Source organism: Noviherbaspirillum saxi (genome assembly GCF_003591035.1).
In the GTDB taxonomy this organism is placed as follows: Bacteria; Pseudomonadota; Gammaproteobacteria; order Burkholderiales; family Burkholderiaceae_D; genus Noviherbaspirillum; species Noviherbaspirillum saxi.
The window spans coordinates 865,681-886,541 of the sequence record NZ_QYUO01000001.1 but is presented as its reverse complement, the minus strand read 5'-3'; the positions used below and the strand labels follow the sequence as shown (position 1 = coordinate 886,541).

Annotated in this window: 14 protein-coding genes; 7 read left to right on the top strand and 7 right to left on the bottom strand. The window is 60.4% G+C overall.

Features of this window, described 5'->3' with window-relative positions; translation table 11 throughout:
* Positions 1-28: 28 nt before the first annotated feature.
* Genes D3871_RS04260 through D3871_RS04245 form a run of 4 tightly spaced genes read left to right on the top strand, consistent with a single transcriptional unit; the run spans position 29 to position 5,645 of the window.
* Positions 29-3,259 (top strand): efflux RND transporter permease subunit, encoded by a 3,231-nt coding sequence (locus tag D3871_RS04260; protein WP_119767771.1) that lies wholly within the window; start codon positions 29-31, stop codon positions 3,257-3,259.
* Between the two features lie 42 nt (positions 3,260-3,301).
* Positions 3,302-3,958 (top strand): protein-L-isoaspartate O-methyltransferase family protein, encoded by a 657-nt coding sequence (locus D3871_RS04255; protein WP_119767770.1) that lies wholly within the window; start codon positions 3,302-3,304, stop codon positions 3,956-3,958.
* Between the two features lie 10 nt (positions 3,959-3,968).
* A complete protein-coding gene (locus D3871_RS04250) occupies positions 3,969-4,292 on the top strand; it encodes a rhodanese-like domain-containing protein (RefSeq protein WP_119767769.1) in 324 nt (107 codons plus the stop codon).
* 33 nt (positions 4,293-4,325) lie between these two features.
* Positions 4,326-5,645, top strand: a complete 1,320-nt coding sequence (locus D3871_RS04245; protein ID WP_119767768.1) for a TolC family outer membrane protein — start codon at positions 4,326-4,328, stop codon at positions 5,643-5,645.
* Positions 5,646-5,661: 16 nt separating this feature from the next.
* Here D3871_RS04245 and D3871_RS04240 read toward each other — a convergent pair whose 3' ends face one another.
* The 4 genes from D3871_RS04240 to D3871_RS04225 form a co-directional block, all read right to left on the bottom strand.
* A complete protein-coding gene (locus D3871_RS04240) occupies positions 5,662-7,563 on the bottom strand; it encodes a putative bifunctional diguanylate cyclase/phosphodiesterase (RefSeq protein WP_119767767.1) in 1,902 nt (633 codons plus the stop codon).
* Positions 7,560-8,102 carry a YfiR family protein gene (locus D3871_RS04235; RefSeq protein WP_233575505.1) on the bottom strand — a complete coding sequence of 181 codons (543 nt, stop codon included), beginning with the start codon at positions 8,100-8,102 and terminating at the stop codon, positions 7,560-7,562. The genes D3871_RS04240 and D3871_RS04235 overlap by 4 nt, the downstream gene beginning before the upstream one ends.
* Positions 8,102-10,123, bottom strand: coding sequence for a TonB-dependent receptor plug domain-containing protein (locus tag D3871_RS04230; RefSeq protein ID WP_119767766.1), 2,022 nt, complete (start codon positions 10,121-10,123; stop codon positions 8,102-8,104). The genes D3871_RS04235 and D3871_RS04230 overlap by 1 nt, the downstream gene beginning before the upstream one ends.
* Before the next feature lie 221 nt (positions 10,124-10,344).
* On the bottom strand, positions 10,345-10,980 hold the full coding sequence (locus D3871_RS04225; protein ID WP_119767765.1) for a TetR family transcriptional regulator: 636 nt from the start codon (positions 10,978-10,980) through the stop codon (positions 10,345-10,347).
* Positions 10,981-11,177: 197 nt separating this feature from the next.
* Here D3871_RS04225 and D3871_RS04220 point away from each other — a divergent pair, with 197 nt between their 5' ends.
* The 3 genes from D3871_RS04220 (at position 11,178) to D3871_RS04210 (ending at position 17,083) form a co-directional block, all read left to right on the top strand.
* Entirely contained in the window at positions 11,178-12,392 is a 1,215-nt protein-coding gene (locus D3871_RS04220) for an efflux RND transporter periplasmic adaptor subunit (protein ID WP_119767764.1), read from the top strand.
* 138 nt (positions 12,393-12,530) lie between these two features.
* Positions 12,531-15,680, top strand: a complete 3,150-nt coding sequence (locus D3871_RS04215) for an efflux RND transporter permease subunit (protein ID WP_119767763.1) — start codon at positions 12,531-12,533, stop codon at positions 15,678-15,680.
* The gene (locus tag D3871_RS04210; RefSeq protein ID WP_119767762.1) at positions 15,677-17,083 is read left to right on the top strand and encodes an efflux transporter outer membrane subunit; all 1,407 of its coding nucleotides are present in this window, start codon (positions 15,677-15,679) and stop codon (positions 17,081-17,083) included. The genes D3871_RS04215 and D3871_RS04210 overlap by 4 nt, the downstream gene beginning before the upstream one ends.
* A gap of 75 nt (positions 17,084-17,158) precedes the next feature.
* Here D3871_RS04210 and waaA read toward each other — a convergent pair whose 3' ends face one another.
* Genes waaA through D3871_RS04195 form a run of 3 tightly spaced genes read right to left on the bottom strand, consistent with a single transcriptional unit; the run spans position 17,159 to position 20,840 of the window.
* On the bottom strand, positions 17,159-18,421 hold the full coding sequence (waaA, locus tag D3871_RS04205; RefSeq protein WP_119767761.1) for a lipid IV(A) 3-deoxy-D-manno-octulosonic acid transferase: 1,263 nt from the start codon (positions 18,419-18,421) through the stop codon (positions 17,159-17,161).
* A 31-nt stretch (positions 18,422-18,452) separates the two neighbouring features.
* Positions 18,453-19,451 carry a lipopolysaccharide heptosyltransferase I gene (waaC, locus tag D3871_RS04200; protein ID WP_119767760.1) on the bottom strand — a complete coding sequence of 333 codons (999 nt, stop codon included), beginning with the start codon at positions 19,449-19,451 and terminating at the stop codon, positions 18,453-18,455.
* A gap of 12 nt (positions 19,452-19,463) precedes the next feature.
* Positions 19,464-20,840: a phosphomannomutase/phosphoglucomutase gene (locus D3871_RS04195; RefSeq protein WP_119767759.1), complete on the bottom strand. Its 1,377-nt coding sequence runs from the start codon at positions 20,838-20,840 to the stop codon at positions 19,464-19,466.
* Positions 20,841-20,861 lie beyond the last annotated feature (21 nt).

Genomic DNA, 20,861 nt, shown 5'->3' with positions numbered 1-20,861 from the left:
CACACAGCGCTGAAGGAAAACAACTCCCATGTGGTTCACCCGCATCAGTATCGGCAACCCCGTCCTTGCAACCATGATGATGATGGTGCTGGTCGTACTCGGCCTGTTTTCCTACCAGCGCCTGCGCGTCGATCAGTTTCCGGACATTACCTTTCCCGTGGTGGTGGTGCAGACCGACTATCCGGGCGCTTCTCCCGAGACGGTGGAATCCGACATCACGCGCAAGGTCGAGGAAAGCGTCAACACGATCAATGGCATCAAGAACCTGTTTTCACGCTCGTATGAAGGCAGCTCCGTCGTCATCATCGAATTCGACCTGACCATCGATCCGGCTCAGGCGGCGCAGGATGTGCGCGAAAAAGTGGCATTGGTCAAAGCCATCTTCCGGCGCGAGGTCAAGGAACCGCGCGTGATGCGCTTCGATCCGGCCGACCAGCCCATCATGTCGATTTCGGTCACCAGCGATCCGGCGCTCAAGCAGCGCGACATGCGCGAGCTGACCACGATCGCCGATCAGGTCGTCAAGAAACGTCTGGAAAACGTACGCGGCGTCGGTTCGGTGACACTCGTAGGCGGCGTCAAGCGCGAGATCCAAGTCTACGTGAAGCCGGGCGAGATGGAAGCGCTCGGGATCGGCATCGACCAGGTGATCAATTCGCTACGCAACGAGAACCAGGAATTACCGACCGGCGCCATCCGGTCGAGCGCCGATGAAAAAGTCGTGCAGATCCAGGGCAAGGTGAAGAATCCGCAAGACTTTGGCCGCATCATCGTCGCCCGGCGCGGCGGTCAGCCGGTCACCCTGTCGCAGATCGCCACCGTGGTCGACGGGCAGGAAGAACAGGAAAGCCTGGCGCTGTACAACGGCAAGCGCACGCTGGCGCTGCAGGTACTCAAGGCACAGGGACAAAACACCATCGATGTCGCCGACGGCATGAACGAAGCGCTGAAGGAACTGGAGCCGCGCATGACCGCGCTCTATCCCGGCATCAAGATCGATGTGATCAAGGATAGCTCGCGCCAGATCCGCACCGGCGTCGACAATGTGCGCCGCACGATGCTTGAAGGCGCGGCGCTGACTATCCTGATCGTGTTCCTGTTCCTCAATTCCTGGCGCTCGACCGTCATTACGGGACTGACCCTGCCGGTGGCGATTATCGGCACCTTCCTGTTTATGTACATCTTCGGCTTCACGATCAACATGATCACGCTGATGGCGCTGTCGCTCTGCGTGGGCCTGCTGATCGACGATGCGATCGTGGTGCGTGAAAACATCGTGCGCCATGCCGGCATGAAGATCAACGGACGCTACAAGGATCACCGCACCGCCTCGCTGGAAGGCACGGCCGAGATCGGTCTTGCAGTGCTGGCGACCACGTTCTCCATCGTTGCGGTGTTTTTGCCGGTGGGTTTCATGGGCGGCATCATCGGCCGCTTCTTCCACCAGTTCGGCATTACGGTGGTGGCCGCCGTGCTGATTTCGATGTTCGTGTCGTTCACGCTCGATCCGATGCTGTCATCGATCTGGAAAGACCCGGTGGTACATGGCCATGAAGGCGCTGATACGCGGCGCAATCTGTACCAGCGCACGATAGGCCGCGTGCTCGGCCAATTCGACCGCCTGGTGCAATGGATGTCGCGCACGTATCAGAATCTGCTCGCCTGGTCGCTGAAGCGGCGCGTGCTGACGCTCGTCATCGCGATCGCCACTTTCGTTGCGGGACTGGCGATTCCTGCCAGCGGCTTGATCGGAACGGAATTCGTGCCGCAGGGCGACTACTCGGAAATCGGCGTGACCTACTATACACCGGTCGGCTCCTCGCTGGAATTCACCGAAAGCAAGAGCCAGCAGGTCGAGCGCACGCTGCGCGAGTTTCCGGAAATGCGAGATCTGTACACCACGATCAACACCGGAGCAGCGCAGGGCAAAAATTACGTGACCACCTTCATGCGCCTGGTCCCGCGCACCGAGCGTGAGCGCAGCACCGGCCAACTTGCCAATCCGATACGTCAGCGGTTATTGCAGGTAGCCGGCATCACGGTGACGCATGTCGGCTCGCTTGACGGCGTCGGCGGCGACAATAAGCAGTTGCGCCTGAGTCTGCAAGGCACGGACTTGAAACAGCTTGCACGCCTGACCGAGGAAGCACTGACAAAGATTCGCGCGGTGCCGGGGGTAGTCGATCTCGATTCCAGCCTGAAGGCGGAAAAGCCGACCATCGCGATTGAACCACGACGCGATATCGGCGCCGATCTCGGCGTGGGTGTGGCGCAGATCGGCAATGCCTTGCGGCCTCTGCTGGCGGGCGATGAAACCACAACCTGGCGCGCACCCGACGATGAAAACTACAACGTCAAGGTGCGCCTTGCGCCATCCGACCGCAACAATGCGGATGATCTGTCACGCCTGATGCTGGCCAGTTCGCAAACCAATGCCGACGGCACGCCAAAGATGGTCGCGCTGCGCCAGGTCGCCACCATCACGCCATCGACCGGCGCCAACCAAATCAACCGGCGCGACCTCAATCGCGAAGTCGAATTGTCGGCCAACGTGGTCGGCCGCTCGGCTGGCGAAGTCAGCGCCGAGGTGCGCAAGGTACTCGACGGCATGAACTGGCAACCCGGCTATCGCTACCAGATGGGCGGCTCGACCAAGAACATGCAGGAATCCTTTGGTTACGCGTTGTCGGCACTGGCGCTGGCGATCATCTTCATCTACATGATCCTGGCATCGCAATTCGCCAGCTTCCTGCAGCCGATTGCGATCATGTCGGCGCTGCCGATGACGCTGATCGGCGTGTTCCTGGCGCTGATGTTTTTCCGTTCGACGCTGAACATGTTTTCCATCATCGGCTTCATCATGCTGATGGGTCTGGTGACCAAGAATGCGATTCTGCTGGTCGACTTTGCCAATCAGGCGCGCAAGGCCGGCGCGGAACGCACCGAGGCATTGCTGGAAGCCGCGCATGTGCGTCTGCGTCCAATCCTGATGACCACGCTGGCCATGGTGTTCGGCATGGTGCCGCTGGCTTTCGGTCTGGGTGAAGGCTCGGAACAGCGGGCGCCGATGGGGCAGGCGGTCATCGGCGGCATCATCACCTCTTCCCTGCTGACATTGGTCGTGGTACCGGTGATTTACACCTATCTTGACGATTTTGCATCATGGGCGCGCCGCAAATGGCACGGCGCAGGAGTTGACACCCATCGCGGCGCGGCCGCAACACCGGTGCTACAGAGCAAAAACGATGATGCCGTTTGATAAAATAGCGAGTTCGTCTCCAACCCACTACCGAGTCCCGACATGAATATCGAACAAGCCCGTTTCAACATGATCGAACAGCAGATCCGTCCCTGGGATGTGCTCGCACTCGACGTTCTCGAACTGCTGACTGTCGTCAAGCGCGAAGGCTTCGTGCCGGACGCTTACAAGAGCCTTGCTTTCGTCGACACACAGATTCCGCTGCCGGGCGGCGAATCGATGTTCGCGCCCAAAATGGAAGCGCGCATCCTGCAGGAAGTCGCCCCAAAAAAACATGAGACCGCACTGGAAATCGGTGCCGGTTCCGGCTACATGGCAGCCCTGCTGGCCCACAAGGCACGCCACGTGACCACCGTCGAAATCAATCCCGAACTCAAGGCGATGGCGGAACAAAATCTGTCCGCTCACGGCATCACCAATGTCGACGTGGTTCAGGGCAATGGCGCGCAGGGCTGGGGCAATGGCGATGCGCAGTATGACGTGATCGTGATCTCCGGCTCGCTGCCGCTGCTGCCGGATACCTTCCTCAAACAACTGAAGATCGGCGGCCGTCTATTCGCAATCGTCGGCGAACCGCCAGTGATGTCGGCCCAGCTCATTACCCGCAAGTCCGAAACCGCCTACGACACGACGACGGTTTTTGAAACCGACGTCAAACCGCTGCGCGACGCGATTGCGCCGTCTCAGTTCACTTTCTAGGACCGCCATCATGCAAACTCTTACCGCTCCAGAACTGGCTGCATGGCTTGCCGATGCGACGCGCCAGAAGCCGGTGTTGCTGGACGTGCGCGAACCCTGGGAATACCAGACCTGCCACATCGCGGATTCGCTGGCGATTCCGATGAATACGGTTCCGGCACGCATGCAAGAACTCGATGACGAAGCCGCTATCGTCTGCATCTGCCATCACGGCGCGCGCAGCATGTCGGTGGCCGCATTCCTCGAACGCAACGGCTTTGCCAATGTGATCAACCTGACCGGCGGCGTGCATGCCTGGGCGCTGCAGGTCGATCCATCCATGCCTACCTATTAACTACCCTCACTGAGATACCCCGGAGAACTCCCAATGCGGAAAACTGCGCTCGCCACCCTGCTTGCCGGCACTTTCATGTCGCTCAATGCGCATGCCATCGACTTGCTGCAGGTGTATCGCGAGGCGCTCGCCAACGATGCGGTGTATGCCAGCGCGCGTTCGACGCTGGCCGCGGGGCAGGAACGGGTCATCCAGGGGCGCGCCGGCCTGTTGCCGCAAGTCGGCGTCGGTGGCAGCTATACCCGCAGTGACCTCGATGCGAGCGCTGCCGGTATTGCCGCCAGCCGCAGTTTCAACGCCAACAGCTATAGCGTATCGCTGTCTCAGCCGCTGTTCCGCGTTGCCAACTGGGAGCAATACCAGCAGAGCAAGCTGTCGGTCGCGGTCAGCGAAGCGCAATTCGGGCAGGCGCAGCAAGATTTGATCGTACGCGTGTCGCAGGCGTATTTCGACGTGCTGGCGTCGCAGGATGCACTGGCGTCGGTACAGGCGCAGAAAAGCGCAATCACCGAGCAGCTCGCGTCGGCAAAGCGTAACTTTGAAGTGGGTACTGCGACGATCACCGACAGCCATGAAGCGCAGGCACGCTACGATCTGGTGATCGCGCAAGAGTTTGCCGCGCAGAACGATCTCGAAATCAAGCGCACCGCCCTGCAGCAAATCATCGGCAAGCCCGCCGGCAACCTCGCCACCCTGCGTCCGGGCATCAAGCTGGCGGGACCGGAACCGACAGTAGTCGACAACTGGGTGCAAAGCGCCGAACAGCAAAACTTCGGCGTCATCAGTCAGCAACTCGCACTGGAAATCGCACAACGCGAAATCAAGCGCAATCGCGCGGGCCATTACCCGACCGTCGATCTGGTCGCCAGCCGCAATCACACGAATCAGACCGGCAGCATCACGAGCGCAACCGGCAGCGTAGCCGATACCAACGTGATCGGCGTGCAATGGAATATTCCCTTGTTCGCCGGCTTCGCGATCGACAGTCGCGTGCGGGAGGCAATTGCCCTTGAAAATCGCACCCGTTCGGATGTGGAGAATGCGCGCCGCATCGCTGCTCAAGGCGCGCGTCAGGCTTTCCTCGGTGTGAATTCAGGCCTGGCGCAAGTCAGAGCCCTGGAAGCCGCAGAAGTGTCCAGCCAATCGGCGCTGGATTCGAACCGACTTGGCTATCAGGTGGGCGTACGCATCAACATCGACGTCCTGAATGCGCAGCAACAGTTGTTTTCCACCCGTCGCGACCTCTCACGGGCACGCTACGACACCATCGTCAACGGCTTGCGTCTAAAGTCGGCAGCCGGTGTGCTGAAGGAAGAAGACCTGGCGCAGGTGAATGCCTTGCTGGTGCAGTGAGGCACGAGCGAACTCACTAGGGCATCTCAGAGCGCTCGACCAGCGGCATGCGGCGAGTCAGCAAAGCCGATACCTGTTCAGCAGGCCTCGGTTCGGCGAAATAGTAGCCCTGCATGACGTCGCAACCGGCACTGCGCAGGAAGTCTAGTTGTGCCGCCGTTTCGACGCCTTCTGCGACCACCGACAGGCCGAGACTGTGGGCCATCGCAATGATGGCGCTCGTGATTGCCTCGTCGTCTCCGTTACCGGGAATATCGCGCACAAAGGTGCGGTCGATTTTCACCTGATCGATAGGAAAGCGCTTCAGGTACGCCATTGATGAATATCCGGTGCCGAAATCATCGATTGACAGGCGTATGCCTTCGGTTTGCAGACGCTCCAGCAATTCGACGTTCACCTTGACGTTATCCATCAGCACGCTTTCGGTGATTTCCAGTTCGAGTTGCCCGGGACTCACGCCGTTGTCATGCAGAGCATCGAGAATATCGCGCAGCAAATGCGGATCACGCGTCTGACGTACCGACAAATTCACCGACACATTGATCGTTCCCAGTCCGGCTTCGCGCCACAGGGCAACCTGGCGACATGCGGTGCGTAACACCCATCGCCCGATAGGCACGATCATTCCGCTGTCTTCGGCCACGGGAATGAATTCCGCCGGACTGATCAATCCGGTTTCCGGATGATTCCAGCGCAGCAGCGCTTCAAGCCCGACCAGGCGGCCGTCATGCAAGCTGACCTGCGGCTGGTAATACAGCAGCAATTCGCCACGCTCCATTGCCTTGCGCAGATTGGTTTCCAGCGACAGGCGATTGCGTACCCGCCGGTCCAGTTCCGGATGGAATTTTTCATAGGCATTCTTGCCCTTGCCCTTGGCCTGGTACATCGCCGTATCGGCATTGCGCGTCAGCGTTTCCAGATCGCGTGCGTCGGCCGGATAGCGGCTGATGCCGACACTGGCCGTGACGTAGATTTCATGCACGTCAACGTCGAAGGGCGCGGTCAGTGCGGCAAGAATGCGCTCCGCGGCGCCCTCGCCATCCGATGCGCCGACCGATTCGAGAATGACCGCGAATTCGTCGCCGCCTATGCGGCACAGCACATCGCCGCTGCGCAGGCATTCGAGCAGCCGGCGCGCAACCACCTTGAGCAGGATATCGCCGCTATGGTGCCCGAGAGTGTCATTGACGATCTTGAAATTGTCGAGATCGAGCAAGAGCAGGCCGACACTGCCGCCGTGCTGGTCGACGCGCGACAGTGCAAATGCCAACCGCTCGTTGAATGCATGCCGGTTCGGCAAACCGGTGATCGAATCGATATGCGCCAGGTAATCCAGGTGCGCTTCGGCACGCTTGATCACCTTGCGCATGCGCGACACCAGCAGATAGGCAATACCGAGCGAGCCGATCGCAACCGCAAGCATCATGCCGGCATAGGCACCGAGCCGTCCATATAACTGCGTGAGGTTGGCACGCAATACCACATGACCGATGCCGCGCTTCTCGGCTTCGACGCGTCGCGCAAGGAGCAAATGGCGCAAGCCGAAACGGTGGCCGTCCTCGATCAGTCCCGGTCCGGGAGTGCTGACTTTCGACGCGTCTTCGCGCTGGTACGATGCAAGCACCGTACCGTTCACATCGAATATCGCGGCCGCTTCTATGCTGGGCGACGCGGACAACACGGCCAAGGTTTCTCCGCTTGCACGGCTGTCATGGAACAGGACCGCCGCAACGCTGTTTTCGCTGATGATGCGCGCCTGTACGCTGACGTCTTCCACCATCGCATTACGCAATGACAGAAACTGAAACACGATCAGCAACACGCCAGCTACCAGCAATGCCGCTACCGCCGTAGCCAGGTTGGCAAGATTCATCCAGTGACCGATGCGTCCCTGCCCTGCAACCGGTTGCGCGCTCATTGGGCCGTCCTTGCCAGGCGCAAGAGTTTGGAACTCAGCCCCAGTCTCGCAAGTCGTGCCGCCCGCATGTCGACATCGAATACCACACGATTTCCTTCTGCGCCTAAAGCGATGATGCTGCCATCGAGCCTGATTTCCTCGTCATCCGATACGGTCAGCACAGGCGCACCGTCGACCGCTTTGCGAATCTGCGTCCAGCGTTCGCGGTCGCCGCTATCGACAAACAGCACGTGACAGATTCGCAAGTTGTCCAGTGTGGCGAGCGAGCGCACCGCGATCCGATATCCCTTGATGGATCGGTCGTTGAGTGCCGCCATTGCAGGGCGCATGGCACTGTTTGCATGGATGCAGATATTCAATGCGTTTCCTTCGAACGTCGTATCGGACGGCCAATCCGTAAACAGCACGAAGTTGTAGACGAATGCCGCCTTGAGGTCTTGCTCGGGCACGGGCTGCGCGATCGCCATGGCAGGCAGCATGCTTGCCGCGGTGAGGCCGCATGCGATCAACTGACGTGTACGAGACGCTCTGGTTGTCATCAGAATGCGTAGCTTAGTCTGATCCGCATCGTGCGGCCGTTCTGACGGATCAGGTCCTGCACATGTTCTGCCGCACCGGGATCGACATACTGCCGGTCAAACAGGTTGTAAATGCTGGCCGAGAGTTCGAGGCCGGGCGCAATGCGCACCGACGACAAGGTCAGGTTGGCCAGCCAGAATGCTTCCGCGTAGCCTTGCAGGCTATTTCGCCGGGCAACGTATTGCGCTTCCAGGCCGGCGCGCCAGGAGCGATATACCGGCGCGGAGAGGTTCAGCTTGGCAAGATGACGCGGCGTGTTCGGCAGCTTGGCGCCGGTAGCGCTGTCGTTCGTACGTTGCCAACTATAGCTGGCACGCATGCGTGCGCCACGCGCCCACGCCCTCTCCAACTCTGCCTCGACCCCGTGCGCAGTTGCCCTGCTCAGATTGCCGTAGATCAGCAGGCCGTCTGTCGGATCGACGGCCTGGCTGATCAGGTTCGACACCGTGTTGCGAAACGCGGAAGCAATCACGCGCGTGTCCGCAGCCAGCTGATGTTCCGCCGCCAACTCCAGGGTGCGTATGCGTTCCGCCTTAAGATCGGGATTGGCCCGCTGACCGCCTGCGCCAGCCATCGCGTAATACATCTCGAAAGCATTCGGTTCGCGGAACGCCTTTCCATACAAGGCCTTGACGGTGGTCGCCGGGGTAAGCTTGCGGATCAATGCCAGACGCGGATTGAAGGTTCCGCCGTGCGAGTCGCTCCAGTCGTAGCGCATGCCGGCATTGAGCAGCAGGTCTTTGCTCAGCGTCATTTCATCCTGCACATACACGCCGCTTCGGCTGCCTGCGCGCCGGTCGTCCAGATTGAACACAAATGGGTCGACATCGAAATTGAATTGCCCGCGCCGGTAGTCGCGTCGGTATTCCGCGCCCGCCACCGTCTTGTGGCCGGCGAAGCGGGTGGTGATCAGCTTGGTTTCGCCGCCCCACCAGCGCGAGCGCGATCCATCGCGATTGATCAAAACCGGGGGCAAGTCATAGAGGTAATCGCCATCGTAGTCATAACGCCCCCAATACAGGTGCGACGACAATTCGCTGTCACTATCGAGCCGGGTCCGGTAACCGACGTTGACCATGCTTTGCACATCGACCGTATGGGATCGCGGGTCGTTGAAAACCTGGCTGAACGAAGCGGTAGGAACCCCTTTGGTCCGTTCGGCATGTGCGATCGACATCGTCAGCGGACCGATTGCACCTTTCAGGAAGACACGGTCGGCACGGTCATGATCGCGATGCGTTGCAATGCCGCCGCTGCCGGGCGGGTTGTCGAATTCCGGGTAATACAGATCGGCACCGCGCTCGCGATAACTGGTCGCCGAAATCAGCAGATCAAGACCCTCCGCATTGCGCATGCCGTAGCTGGCCCTAAGCTTGCGCTCGCCGTGGCTTCCGCCCTCGACGGCAACTCTGGAACCGGGCAAATCACTGCCTCGCTTGGTCAGGACATTGATGACGCCGAAAAATGCATTCGCTCCATAGATCGATGAACCTGGACCGGGAACGAATTCCACGCGCTCGATGAGGTCGACATCGACGATGAATTCGGTGCCGATTGGCGCCTGATCATAAACGCCGTCATTGATGCGGTTGCCATCGACCAGCAGCAGAAAACGCGTGTTGTAATCGCCCGGCCGCAGGAATCCGCGCGCGCCGAGATAATCGTAATTGCGATCGTAATTCAGATACAGTCCGCGCATGCTGCGCAGGATATCGGCCAGCGTACGCCAGCCGTATGCCTTGATATCAGCGGCGGTGACGACCGAAACGGCGGAAGGTGCCTCGGTGATTTTCTGCGAAAACTTCGAGGCGCTATACACTTCCAGCGTAAGCAGACGCTCGATCGGCAAGGCTGGCAGATCTATTCCCAGGTCAGCGGCGTGTACGGCCTCGCCTCCGGACAATGCGGCAAGGCATGCGCAGAGTATGGCGATACGTCGCCGGTGAAACCCCGGCCTGAAAGAAGCAAAACGGTTTTGCATCCAATGACCCTTGCTCGAATGGGCACGTGCGATCCGGAAGGGACTTCGCTTTCAATGATTCGGGTCCGACATGGACAAACCGAGAGAGCTACCTGCTTTGGATTCTAACCGACGATGACGAATAAGAATGTCTTTCGGCAATATTTTCGTTTTTGCAATGCACAATATGTAGCATGCCTGCACGGCGAGTAACCGGCAGCCAACAAGAAGCCAGTGAGCCGCTATTTCATTCGCAAGCTCGTTGCATGACGCAAGGTATCGAGCGCGGCATCGACAAGGCGTTCCGCGCAGTCGGCGAGGTCAAAGGTATCGGGGGCAAACAGCCAGTTATTAAGTATGCCGTTCAATGTTGCACGCAGAGATATGGATCCAAGCTTGATATCGAGATCCTGCGGCAGCTGACCTAATGCAATGGCATTGCCAAGTACGCGCTCGACATTGCTGCTTCCTTCCAGATAGCACTCTTTCTGCCGAATCATGATCGGATCGTTTGCATCGACGAATTCGCATTTGTGGTACAGGATGTCGAATACTTTTCGCGAATGCGGATTGGTGACCGCTTCGACCAGTACGAAAATGCAGGTTCGCCGTAGTTGCCCAAGAGGATCGACTTCCGCCGGATCGACATTTGCTTCGACCATCGCCTCCATTGGGAGACGAATGCGATCACACATTGCGTCGAACAGGTCGCCCTTGTTCTTGAAATGCCAATAGATGGCACCACGGGTAACCTTGGCCGCATCCGCCACGTCGGCCAAGGTCGTACGCCCTACCCCGTGGGCGTGGAACACGTCCTCCGCTGCATCGAGGATGCGATTGCGGGTTTCCTGCGCTTCTTCCTTTGTACTTCTTGCCATGGCAAAGATATTTCTTCAACAAGGATATGATTTACGGTTATCCAGCCATCGCTGGTCGGCACATACATACATTCACGTATGTATGTATAATAGCAGGTCTACGTTTGAAAAAACACCGCTGATGGAGGTCGATGTGCTCGCCACCGCCCGCCCATCCTTCCCGCAGCCATGAAAACCTTCTTATCTTGCGACTATTTATGAGTGCTCTTCGTTATGTCCCGTGCATCCTTGCGCTTGCCGGCACATTGTCCGTACTGACCGGCTGCGGCGATAAGACTGCCAATGCGCAGACACCTCAGGGCGGCATGCCGCCGCCGGAAGTGTCGATTGTTACCGTTGCTCCGCAACGCCTGGTGATGACAACCGAATTGCCCGGCCGTGTCGAGGCGACCCGCGTCGCACAGGTGCGGGCGCGTGTACCCGGCATCGTTCTCAAACGCGTGTTTCGCGAAGGCGCCGATGTCAAGGCAGGCGAAGTGCTGTTCCGCATCGATCCGGGCCCTTACCAGGCAAGCTTCAACAGTACCGTCGCGGCAGTGGCGAAAGCCGAAGCCAACCTGGCTCAGGCCAATCTGAAAGTTCAACGCTACAAGCCGCTGGTGGAAACCAACGCCATCAGCAAGCAGGAATATGACGATGCACTGACTGCGCAAAAGCAGGCCACGGCGGATCTGGCGACTGCCAAGGCGACGCAGGAAACGGCCCGCCTCAATCTTGGATATGCCACCGTCAACGCGCCGATCTCCGGCCGCATCGGACGTGCTCAAGTCACCGAGGGCGCACTGGTCGGCCAGGGCGAAGCCACGCCGCTGGCGACCATCCAGCAACTCGATCCGGTATACGTCAACCTGACCCAGTCCAGCACTGACCTGCTGCAATTGCGCCGCGCGCTGGCGAACGGACAACTCAAGCGCGTCGGCAAGGACGAGGCAAAGGTGACACTGCTGTCTGAAGATGGCAGCGCCTATCCGCATGCGGGCAAGCTGCTGTTTTCCGATATCGCGGTCGATGAAAGTTCGGGCGCGGTGACGCTGCGCGCCGAATTCCCGAATCCGGACCGCATGTTGCTGCCAGGCATGTATGTGCGCGCACAGCTCGAACAGGCAGTGACTGAAAATGCGATCACCGTTCCACAACAGGCGGTCACGCGCGACCTGAGCGGCGCCACGGTCATGCTGGTCGGCGCGGACGACAAGGCCGTGGCCCGTCCGATCAAGACCGCACGCTCGCAAGGCAATAGCTGGGTGGTGAGCGAAGGCTTGAAGGCAGGCGATCGCGTAATCGTCGAAGGCTTGCAGAAGGTCAAGCCGGGTGCTGCGGTCAAACCGGTGCCATGGCAATCGGCACCGGACGCACCAGCATCCGCAAACAACGCGAACGGTGCGGACAGCCAGCAACAAAAAACGAAATAAGACCATTGCGCACCACATGACTCATCCGCAATGTGTTTTCCCTATCTGCAGCTTCTTGCGCCTGCACGCGCATGAAGGCTGCATCGCGACCGGCATTGTTTCCAGCCGCGCCGGTCGCGCTCAATAACGGAGCCCTGCATGGCAAAGTTTTTCATCGATCGCCCGGTATTTGCCTGGGTTATCGCACTCTTCATCCTGCTTGCGGGAGCATTGTCGATCACACGCTTGCCGATCGCGCAATATCCGACCATTGCCCCGCCGGCGGTCCAGATCACGGCCAACTATCCCGGCGCGACTGCAAAAACGCTCGACGATAGCATCATCAGCCTGATCGAACAGGAAATGAACGGCGCCGAAGGCTTGCAATACATCGAGTCCCAAGCGCAGGCGAACGGCCAGGCGCAGATCACCGTCACCTTCCTGCCCGGCACCAACCCCGATCTTGCCGCCGTCGATGTGCAAAACCGCCTGAAGCGGGTCGAAGCCCGTCTGCCGCAAGCGGTTACCCAGCAAGGCGTGCAGGTGACCAAGGCGCGCAACAACTTCCTGCTGTTCACCACCTTGTCCTCCACCGATGGCCGGCTCGATCCGATTGCGCTGGGCGATTACATCTCACGCAATGTGCTCAATGAACTCAAGCGCGTGCCCGGCGTGGGCCAGGCCCAATTGTTCGGCACCGAGCGCGCGATGCGGATCTGGATCGACCCCGCCAAGCTGGTGGGACTGAAGCTGACGCCGGCCGATGTCAACAATGCGATTCGTGCGCAGAATGCCCAGGTCGCCTCGGGCACGCTGGGTGAACTGCCCAATCCGACCACGCAGCAAATCACCGCGCCCATCGTCATCACCGGCCAGCTGTCTACGCCGGAAGAATTCGGTGGCATCGTGCTGCGCGCCAATCCCGACGGGTCCACCGTGCGCCTGCGCGATGTCGCCCGCATCGAAATCGGCGGCCAGGTGTATGCGACGTCGGCGCGCCTGAACGGCCAGCCGACGGCCGCGGTCGGCGTGCAGCTTTCGCCGACGGCCAACGCGCTTGCCACCGCGAAGGCGGTACGCCAGCGCATGGATGAGTTGTCACGCTATTTCCCGGCCGGCGTGAAATACGAAATTCCGTACGACACCTCGCGCTTCATTCAGATTTCCATCGAAGAAGTTGTCAAGACACTGCTGGAAGCGGTCCTGCTGGTGTTCCTGGTGATGTATCTGTTCCTGCAGAATTTCCGCTATACGCTGATCCCGACCATCGTGGTGCCGGTTGCATTGATGGGTACCTTCGCGATGATGCTGCTGTTCGGTTTTTCGATCAACGTGCTGACGATGTTCGGCATGGTGCTCGCCATCGGCATTCTGGTCGACGATGCCATTGTCGTCGTCGAAAACGTCGAACGCATCATGAGCGAGGAAGGCTTGTCGCCGCGCGAGGCGACGCGCAAGGCGATGGGCCAGATCACCGGCGCGATCATCGGCATCACGCTGGTGCTGGTCGCGGTGTTCCTGCCGATGGCGATGTTCGGCGGCGCGGTCGGCGCGATCTACCGCCAGTTTTCACTGTCGATGGTGTCGTCGATGGTGTTCTCGGCGCTGATGGCGCTGACGCTGACGCCGGCGCTGTGCGCGACGCTGCTCAAACCGGTGGAAGCAGGCCATCACCACGAGAAGCGCGGCTTCTTCGGCTGGTTCAATCGCGGCTTCAACCGTACGGCGACCAGTTACCAGGGCATGGTCGCACGCATGCTCGGCAAGACCGGACGCTACATGCTGATCTTCGCCTTGATCGTCGGCTGCGTCGGCCTGCTCTACGCGCGCCTGCCGACCTCCTTCCTGCCGCAGGAAGACCAGGGATACCTGATCACTAACATCCAGTTGCCGCCGGGCGCAAGCGCGAACCGGACTGTACAGGTGCTGGAACAGGTCGAGCAGTATTACCTGAAGCAGCCCGGCGTCGCGCGCGTAGTCGGCGTGCTCGGCTTCAGCTTCTCGGGCAGCGGACAGAATGCCGCGCTGGTCTTCACACCACTCAAGGACTGGAGCGAACGCGACAAGAATCAATCGGCCACCGCCATCGCCGGCAAAGCCTTCGGCGAGTTTTCCAAGATCAAGGATGCCATCGTGTTTCCGTTGAGCCCGCCGCCGATTCCGGAGCTTGGCAATGCGACCGGCTTCACGATGCGTCTGCAGGACCGTGGCGGCGTCGGACATGACGCACTGCTTGCCGCGCGTAAGCAGTTGCTGGACATGGCAGGACAGAGCAAGGTGCTGGCCGAGGTGCGCCCGGAAGGACTGGAAGATACCTCGCAGTTGCAGATCAGCATTGATCGGGACAAGGCCAATGCCTTGGGCGTCTCGTTCTCCGATATCAATGCCACGCTGTCCACATCGCTCGGTTCGTCCTACATCAACGACTTCCCGAACCAGGGACGCCAGCAGCGCGTCGTGGTGCAAGCCGAAGCGCAGCAACGGATGCAGCCGGAAGACTTGCTGCAGCTGTATGTGCGCAATGCCAAAGGCAACATGGTGCCGTTCTCCGCATTCACCACATCGAACTGGATACTCGGTCCGGTGCAACTGTTCCGCTACAACGGCTATCCGGCGATGAAGATTTCCGGCGGTCCGGCGCCCGGCCGCAGTACCGGCGAAGCAATGGAAGAGATGGAACGCCTGGTAAGCCAGCTTCCGCCCGGCATCGGCCTCGAATGGACCGGCCAGTCGCTGGAAGAAAAGACTTCCGGCGCACAGGCTCCGGCGCTGTTCCTGCTGTCCCTGCTGGCGGTATTCCTGGTGCTCGCCGCGCTGTATGAAAGCGCCACGATACCGATCTCGGTATTGCTGGTGGTACCGCTGGGTATCCTTGGCGCGCTGCTAGGCGCGACCATGCGCGACATGCCGAACGATGTGTACTTCAAGGTCGGCCTGATCGCGATCATCGGCCTGTCGGCGAAGAATGCGATCCTGATCATCGAATTCGCCAAGGACTTGCAGGCCGAAGGGCGCGACCTGATCGAGGCGACGCTGGAAGCAGTACACCTGCGATTCAGGCCCATCATCATGACCTCGCTCGCCTTCATTCTCGGCGTACTGCCATTGGTGATCGCAAGCGGTGCCGGCTCCGCCAGCCAGCGCGCGATCGGCACCGGTGTCATGGGCGGCATGATTACCGCCACCGTGCTCGCCGTGTTCCTGGTACCGGTATTCTTCGTGGTCGTACGCAAGCTCTTCAAGGATAGTGAACGCCAGAAGCGCTTCCACGCCGCGCACTCGCATTTGCATGAGGATTACACGCAATGATCAAGCAATTGACATCCCTGCTGCTGCTCGCCGGTGTGCTGAGCGGCTGCTCGCTGGCGCCGACCTATGAACGTCCTGCGGCGCCGATCGCCACCGCCTATTCCTTCGATCCGGGCCAGGGTCCGGCAAGCACCGCTGGCTGGCGCGAATTCTTTCCAGACCAGCGCCTGCAAGCCCTGATTGCCGCCGCGCTCGAAAACAATCGCGACCTGCGCATCGCCGCCTTGCGTATCGAAGAAGCGCGTGCGCAGTACAACATCCAGTCGGCCGATCTGTTGCCCAGCCTAAATGCGGGCGTCAGCGGTGCGCGTGCGCGCACGGCGGCGGGCATCAATCCGCTCGGCGTGTCCACCGTCAGCAGTTCCTATCAGGTCGGCCTCAGCCTCGCGGCATTCGAGTTGGATTTCTTTGGCCGCGTACGCAGCCTGAACGATGCGGCGCTGGCGCAATTTCTGGCAACCGAAGAAGCCGCCCGCTCGGCGCGCATTTCGCTGATTGCCGAAGTGGCGAAGGCATATCTCGCCGAGCGTGCGTTCGCGGAACAGTATGAGCTTGCGCGCAAGACCTTTGAAAGCCGGCAAACCGCCTACAAACTCGCGCAGCAGCGTTTCGAAGTGGGCGCCTCATCCGCGCTTGACCTGCGCCAGAGCGAGACGCTGGTGCAGACCGCACGCGCATCGCTTGCCACGCTGACCCGGCAACGCGCTCAGGCGGCCAATGCGCTGACCCTGCTGGTGGGTCGGCCGCTGACCGACCTGCCGCCCGAAGTCGCCCTGTCCGAGCAAAACCTGGTCACCGATATCCCGGCCGGCCTGCCTTCGGATCTGCTGACACGGCGTCCGGACATTCGTGCCGCCGAGCAGCGGCTGCAGGCATCCAATGCCAATATCGGTGCGGCGCGCGCAGCTTTCTTTCCACGCATATCGCTGACGGCAGGCATAGGCACCGCTAGTAACGAATTGTCGGGCCTGTTTGAAGCCGGATCGCGCACCTGGTCGTTCGCACCGCAACTGTTGCTGCCCATCTTCGATGCCGGCCGCAACAGCGCGAACCTCAATCTTGCGGAAGTGCGCAAGAACGTCGCGATCGCCGACTATGAAAAAACCATACAGACCTCGTTCCGCGAAGTATCCGATGCGCTCGCGGCACGCGCGACGCTGGATGAACAGATCGATGCACAGCGTGCGGTGCAGGAAGCGCAGGCTGAACGGCTCAAGCTGGCCGACCTGCGTTACCAGAACGGCGTGGCCAGCTCGCTGGATGTGCTCGATGCGCAACGTGAACTGTTTTCTGCGCAGCAAGCTCTGATTCAGGCGCGCCTGCTGCGTTTGACGAATGCGATCGATTTGTATCGTTCGCTGGGTGGCGGGTTGAATGAAGTGACGGTGGCGGACAAGAAGTAAAGTCGGGCCACCTGCTGAAACGCCGAGCATCGGGTTCCTTCAAGAAGAGAAGGAACCCGGCACAACGCTGCGATATCACGCAATCAGCGGCGCTAGCAAGGCCATGGTGCGCGCAGTCGCTCCACGATGCTGGTATGCAAAGGCAAGTGCGCGTTCACCCATGCCGATGCGCTCTTGAGGGGAGGTCAGCAGACGTTGTGCTTCGCTCACCATCTCCGTCGCATTTGCCATTCTCAGCGCAGCCCCTGCGGCAATCGCATCGTCACTGACCTCAGTGAAATTGAAGGTATGCGGACCAATCAGCACCGGCTTGCCGACCGCGCAAGCTTCGATCAGGTTTTGCCCACCCAGCGGCAAGAGACTGCCGCCGATATACGCGAGGTCGCAAGCAGTGTAGTAAGCAAACATTTCCCCCATTGAATCGCCAAGCAGCACGCGGGTATCTGCTGCGACCGGCATATTTGCCATCGCAGATCGCCGCACCAGCGCTAGCCCACGCCCCTGCACCATGCGCACGACTTCATCAAAGCGTTGTGGATGGCGCGGCACGATGAGCAGTAACGCATCGCCTGTTTCTGTTGTCTGCCACGCATCGAGGATGAGCTCTTCTTCCCCTTCCCTCGTGCTGGCGCAAAGGAATACCGGGCGAGCGCCAATTTGATGGCGCATTGCCATGCCCTTGTCCACGGCTTCCTTCGTTGGCGCAACATCGAACTTGACACTGCCGGTGACGTGCACGTTAGGCGCACCAAGCAAAGCGATGCGTGCCGCATCGGCCTGCGTCTGCGCAGCGACGCACGTCATTGCCTGCGCAGGCTCAGTCATCAACGCGGACAGGCGCTGCGCCTTGGCCAGCGAGCGCTCGGACAAGCGCGCGTTGACCAGCGCGACAGGCACACGATGGCTGACGCATTGCGCCATCACATTCGGCCAGACTTCGGTTTCCATCAAGATGCAGATACGCGGCTTGAAGTGTCGTAGAAAGCGGCCGACCATCCAGCCGGTATCGTAGGGAAGATAAGACTGCACGATGCGTGGCGCGTGCTTGCCGAACAACGCCTGGCCGGTTGCACGGCCGGTCGGCGTCATATGCGTAAGCAGGATGCCATACGTCGGATATGCGTCCAGCAAGGCATCCACCAGCGGCTCGGCCGCGCGCGTCTCCCCGACGGATACCGCATGCAACCAAATCAGCGCCGGTGGCGGATGCTGGCGGTAAAAACCGAAACGTTCACCGAGGTTGCGGCGATAGCCGGGCTCCTTGCGGCCGCGCAGCCATAGCCGGAAGGCTACCAGCGGCAACGCCAGCCACCATGCAATCGAGTACAGAATGCGCATCCGTCAGATCCTGTGAAAAACCGCGCGCGGCTCAGCGTTTGCCATTCGCACCGCCAAGCAGGCTGTTGATCGCGCCAGCGACATCGGCAACCGAAGGCGGCGCACCCTGCTCCCCGAGATTGATGATATTGCCCGACCAGTTGCCCTCGGTCTTCCAGCGTGGCGAATCGCAATACAGTTCTATGGTGGGCCGGTTGTAAGCGGCGGCGATATGGGTCAGGCCGGTATCGACGCCGATGGCGAGCGCCGCGCGCTGCGCGAACAATACCGCTTCCATCATCGACAGCCTGGGCAGGATTTGCGCATTCGGCATTTGCGCGGCAAGCCGCTGTGCCACCGCGTACTCTGCATCATTGCCCCACGCCAGCAGCACCGGCAAACCGCGCCGGTCGAGCAAGTGCGACAGCTGAACCCAGTTACCCGACGCCCATTGCTTGGAAGCACGCGCGGTCGCATGAAAGAATGCGGCATAAGGCCGCTCGGGCAGCCATGCCGGAAGCGCATCGAAGTGCGGCGGCTGCAACATGAAATCGGCGGGCGTGTCGACCGTATAGCCAAGTCCGGCGGCCGCGACCAGCCGCCCGCGCAACACCGCATGGGTATGCACATCGACCGGCACGCTGGTCGTATGAAACACGCGCGATGCGCCTTCATAGCCGGAGCCTTCGGTGCCATTGGCAAGACCGACACGTTTTCCATTCGGCGTGATGCGTGCCATGCGCATCACGATGCCGGTCTTCAGCAAACCCTGGGTATCGAACACGATGTCATACCGCTCGCTGCGCACGCGATGGTAAAACGCACGCATTTCCGCACGCGTGGCCGGCGCCAGCAAACTCTTGCGCCAGCGCCGCAATGCATAGGGAATCACGTTGCGCACGCGGGCATTCAGCCGCACCAGGTTCACATAGGCTTCTTCCACCACCCAGTCGATTTGCGCATGCGGATGATGGCGCAGGATATCCGCCACCATCGGCATGTTGTGCACCACATCGCCGAGCGAGGAGACGCGGACGATCAGGATTTTCACGGCAGCCGTCGATCAGAACGGCAGATGCGCATCTGGCTTCGCGGCCACGATGGCACGGCGGAATTCTTCCTGGATGCGAGACAGTGCTTCCGCCGTCTCGCCTTCGAAGCGCATCACGACCACCGGTGTGGTGTTCGACGAGCGTGCCAGACCGAAGCCATCCGCATACTCGACCCGCAAGCCGTCGATCGTGACGATCTGCTCGGCATCGGGAAAACGCGCATCCTGCTGCAGCTTTGCAATCAAGGCCACGTTCTCGCCTTCTTCCAGATGCAGATGCAACTCCGGTGTGCTGCTGGCCTGCGGCAAGGCATTGAGCGCCGCCGACGGATCACGCATGCGCGTCAGCAGTTCCAGCAGCCGCGCACCCGCATACAAGCCATCGTCAAAGCCGTACCAGCGGTCCTTGAAGAACACATGTCCGCTCATCTCGCCGCCCAAGGGCGCACCGGTCTCGCGCAGCTTGGCCTTGACCAGCGAATGCCCGGTCTTCCACATCAGCGGCACCCCGCCATGCTGCTTGACCCACGGCCCGATATGGCGCGTGCATTTGACGTCGTACAGGATTTCCTTGCCCGGATGGCGGGTCAGCACATCCTGCGCAAACAGCATCAGTTGCCGGTCCGGATAAATGATCTGGCCATCCTTGGTCACCACGCCCAGGCGATCGCCGTCGCCATCGAAGGCCAGGCCGATTTCGGCATCGGTCGTCTGCAGGCAGCGGATCAGGTCTTGCAGGTTTTCCGGATGGGCCGGATCGGGATGGTGATTGGGGAAGGTGCCATCGACTTCGCAAAACAGTTCGATCACCTCGCATCCCATCGCGCGGTACAGTTCAGGCGCGAAGGCGCCGGCCACCCCATTGCCGCAATCGACCGCGATCTTCATTGGCCGGCTGGTTTTGACATCGCTGGTGATGCGCTCGAGATAGGCTTGCTTGATGTCGTGGGTGCGGTAGTTGCCATTGCCTTGCGCAAAATCTTTCTTGACGATGGCCTGGTACAAGCCCTGGATCGCCTCGCCATAGATGGCTTCGCCGCCGAGCACCATCTTGAAACCGTTGTAGTCGGGCGGATTATGGCTGCCGGTGACCATGATGCCGGACTGCGCGTCGAGCACATGGGTGGCGAAGTACAGCATCGGGGTGGCGACCACGCCGAGGTCGATCACATCGACGCCGGCGCGCTGCAGGCCCGAGGCCAGCGCCGCAGACAATTCGGGACCCGACAGGCGGCCGTCGCGACCGATGACGACGGTCGTTTCCCCTTTGCGGATCGCTGCCGTACCGAATGCCTGGCCGATGCCGGCGGCAACATCAGCGTCCAGAGTCTTGCCTACGATACCGCGGATATCGTAGGCCTTGAATATGCTTTGAGAAAGAGTTGCCATGGTGTCGAATGCGATAAAAAG

What these genes read in the sequence shown, in the direction of transcription:
- D3871_RS04260 (WP_119767771.1), top strand. Translation starts at nt 29, where the DNA reads ATGTGGTTCACCCGCATCAGTATCGGCAACCCCGTCCTTGCAACCATG.
- D3871_RS04255 (WP_119767770.1), top strand. Translation starts at nt 3,302, where the DNA reads ATGAATATCGAACAAGCCCGTTTCAACATGATCGAACAGCAGATCCGT.
- D3871_RS04250 (WP_119767769.1), top strand. Translation starts at nt 3,969, where the DNA reads ATGCAAACTCTTACCGCTCCAGAACTGGCTGCATGGCTTGCCGATGCG.
- D3871_RS04245 (WP_119767768.1), top strand. Translation starts at nt 4,326, where the DNA reads ATGCGGAAAACTGCGCTCGCCACCCTGCTTGCCGGCACTTTCATGTCG.
- D3871_RS04240 (WP_119767767.1), bottom strand. Translation starts at nt 7,563, where the DNA reads ATGAGCGCGCAACCGGTTGCAGGGCAGGGACGCATCGGTCACTGGATG.
- D3871_RS04235 (WP_233575505.1), bottom strand. Translation starts at nt 8,102, where the DNA reads ATGACAACCAGAGCGTCTCGTACACGTCAGTTGATCGCATGCGGCCTC.
- D3871_RS04230 (WP_119767766.1), bottom strand. Translation starts at nt 10,123, where the DNA reads ATGCAAAACCGTTTTGCTTCTTTCAGGCCGGGGTTTCACCGGCGACGT.
- D3871_RS04225 (WP_119767765.1), bottom strand. Translation starts at nt 10,980, where the DNA reads ATGGCAAGAAGTACAAAGGAAGAAGCGCAGGAAACCCGCAATCGCATC.
- D3871_RS04220 (WP_119767764.1), top strand. Translation starts at nt 11,178, where the DNA reads ATGAGTGCTCTTCGTTATGTCCCGTGCATCCTTGCGCTTGCCGGCACA.
- D3871_RS04215 (WP_119767763.1), top strand. Translation starts at nt 12,531, where the DNA reads ATGGCAAAGTTTTTCATCGATCGCCCGGTATTTGCCTGGGTTATCGCA.
- D3871_RS04210 (WP_119767762.1), top strand. Translation starts at nt 15,677, where the DNA reads ATGATCAAGCAATTGACATCCCTGCTGCTGCTCGCCGGTGTGCTGAGC.
- waaA (WP_119767761.1), bottom strand. Translation starts at nt 18,421, where the DNA reads ATGCGCATTCTGTACTCGATTGCATGGTGGCTGGCGTTGCCGCTGGTA.
- D3871_RS04195 (WP_119767759.1), bottom strand. Translation starts at nt 20,840, where the DNA reads ATGGCAACTCTTTCTCAAAGCATATTCAAGGCCTACGATATCCGCGGT.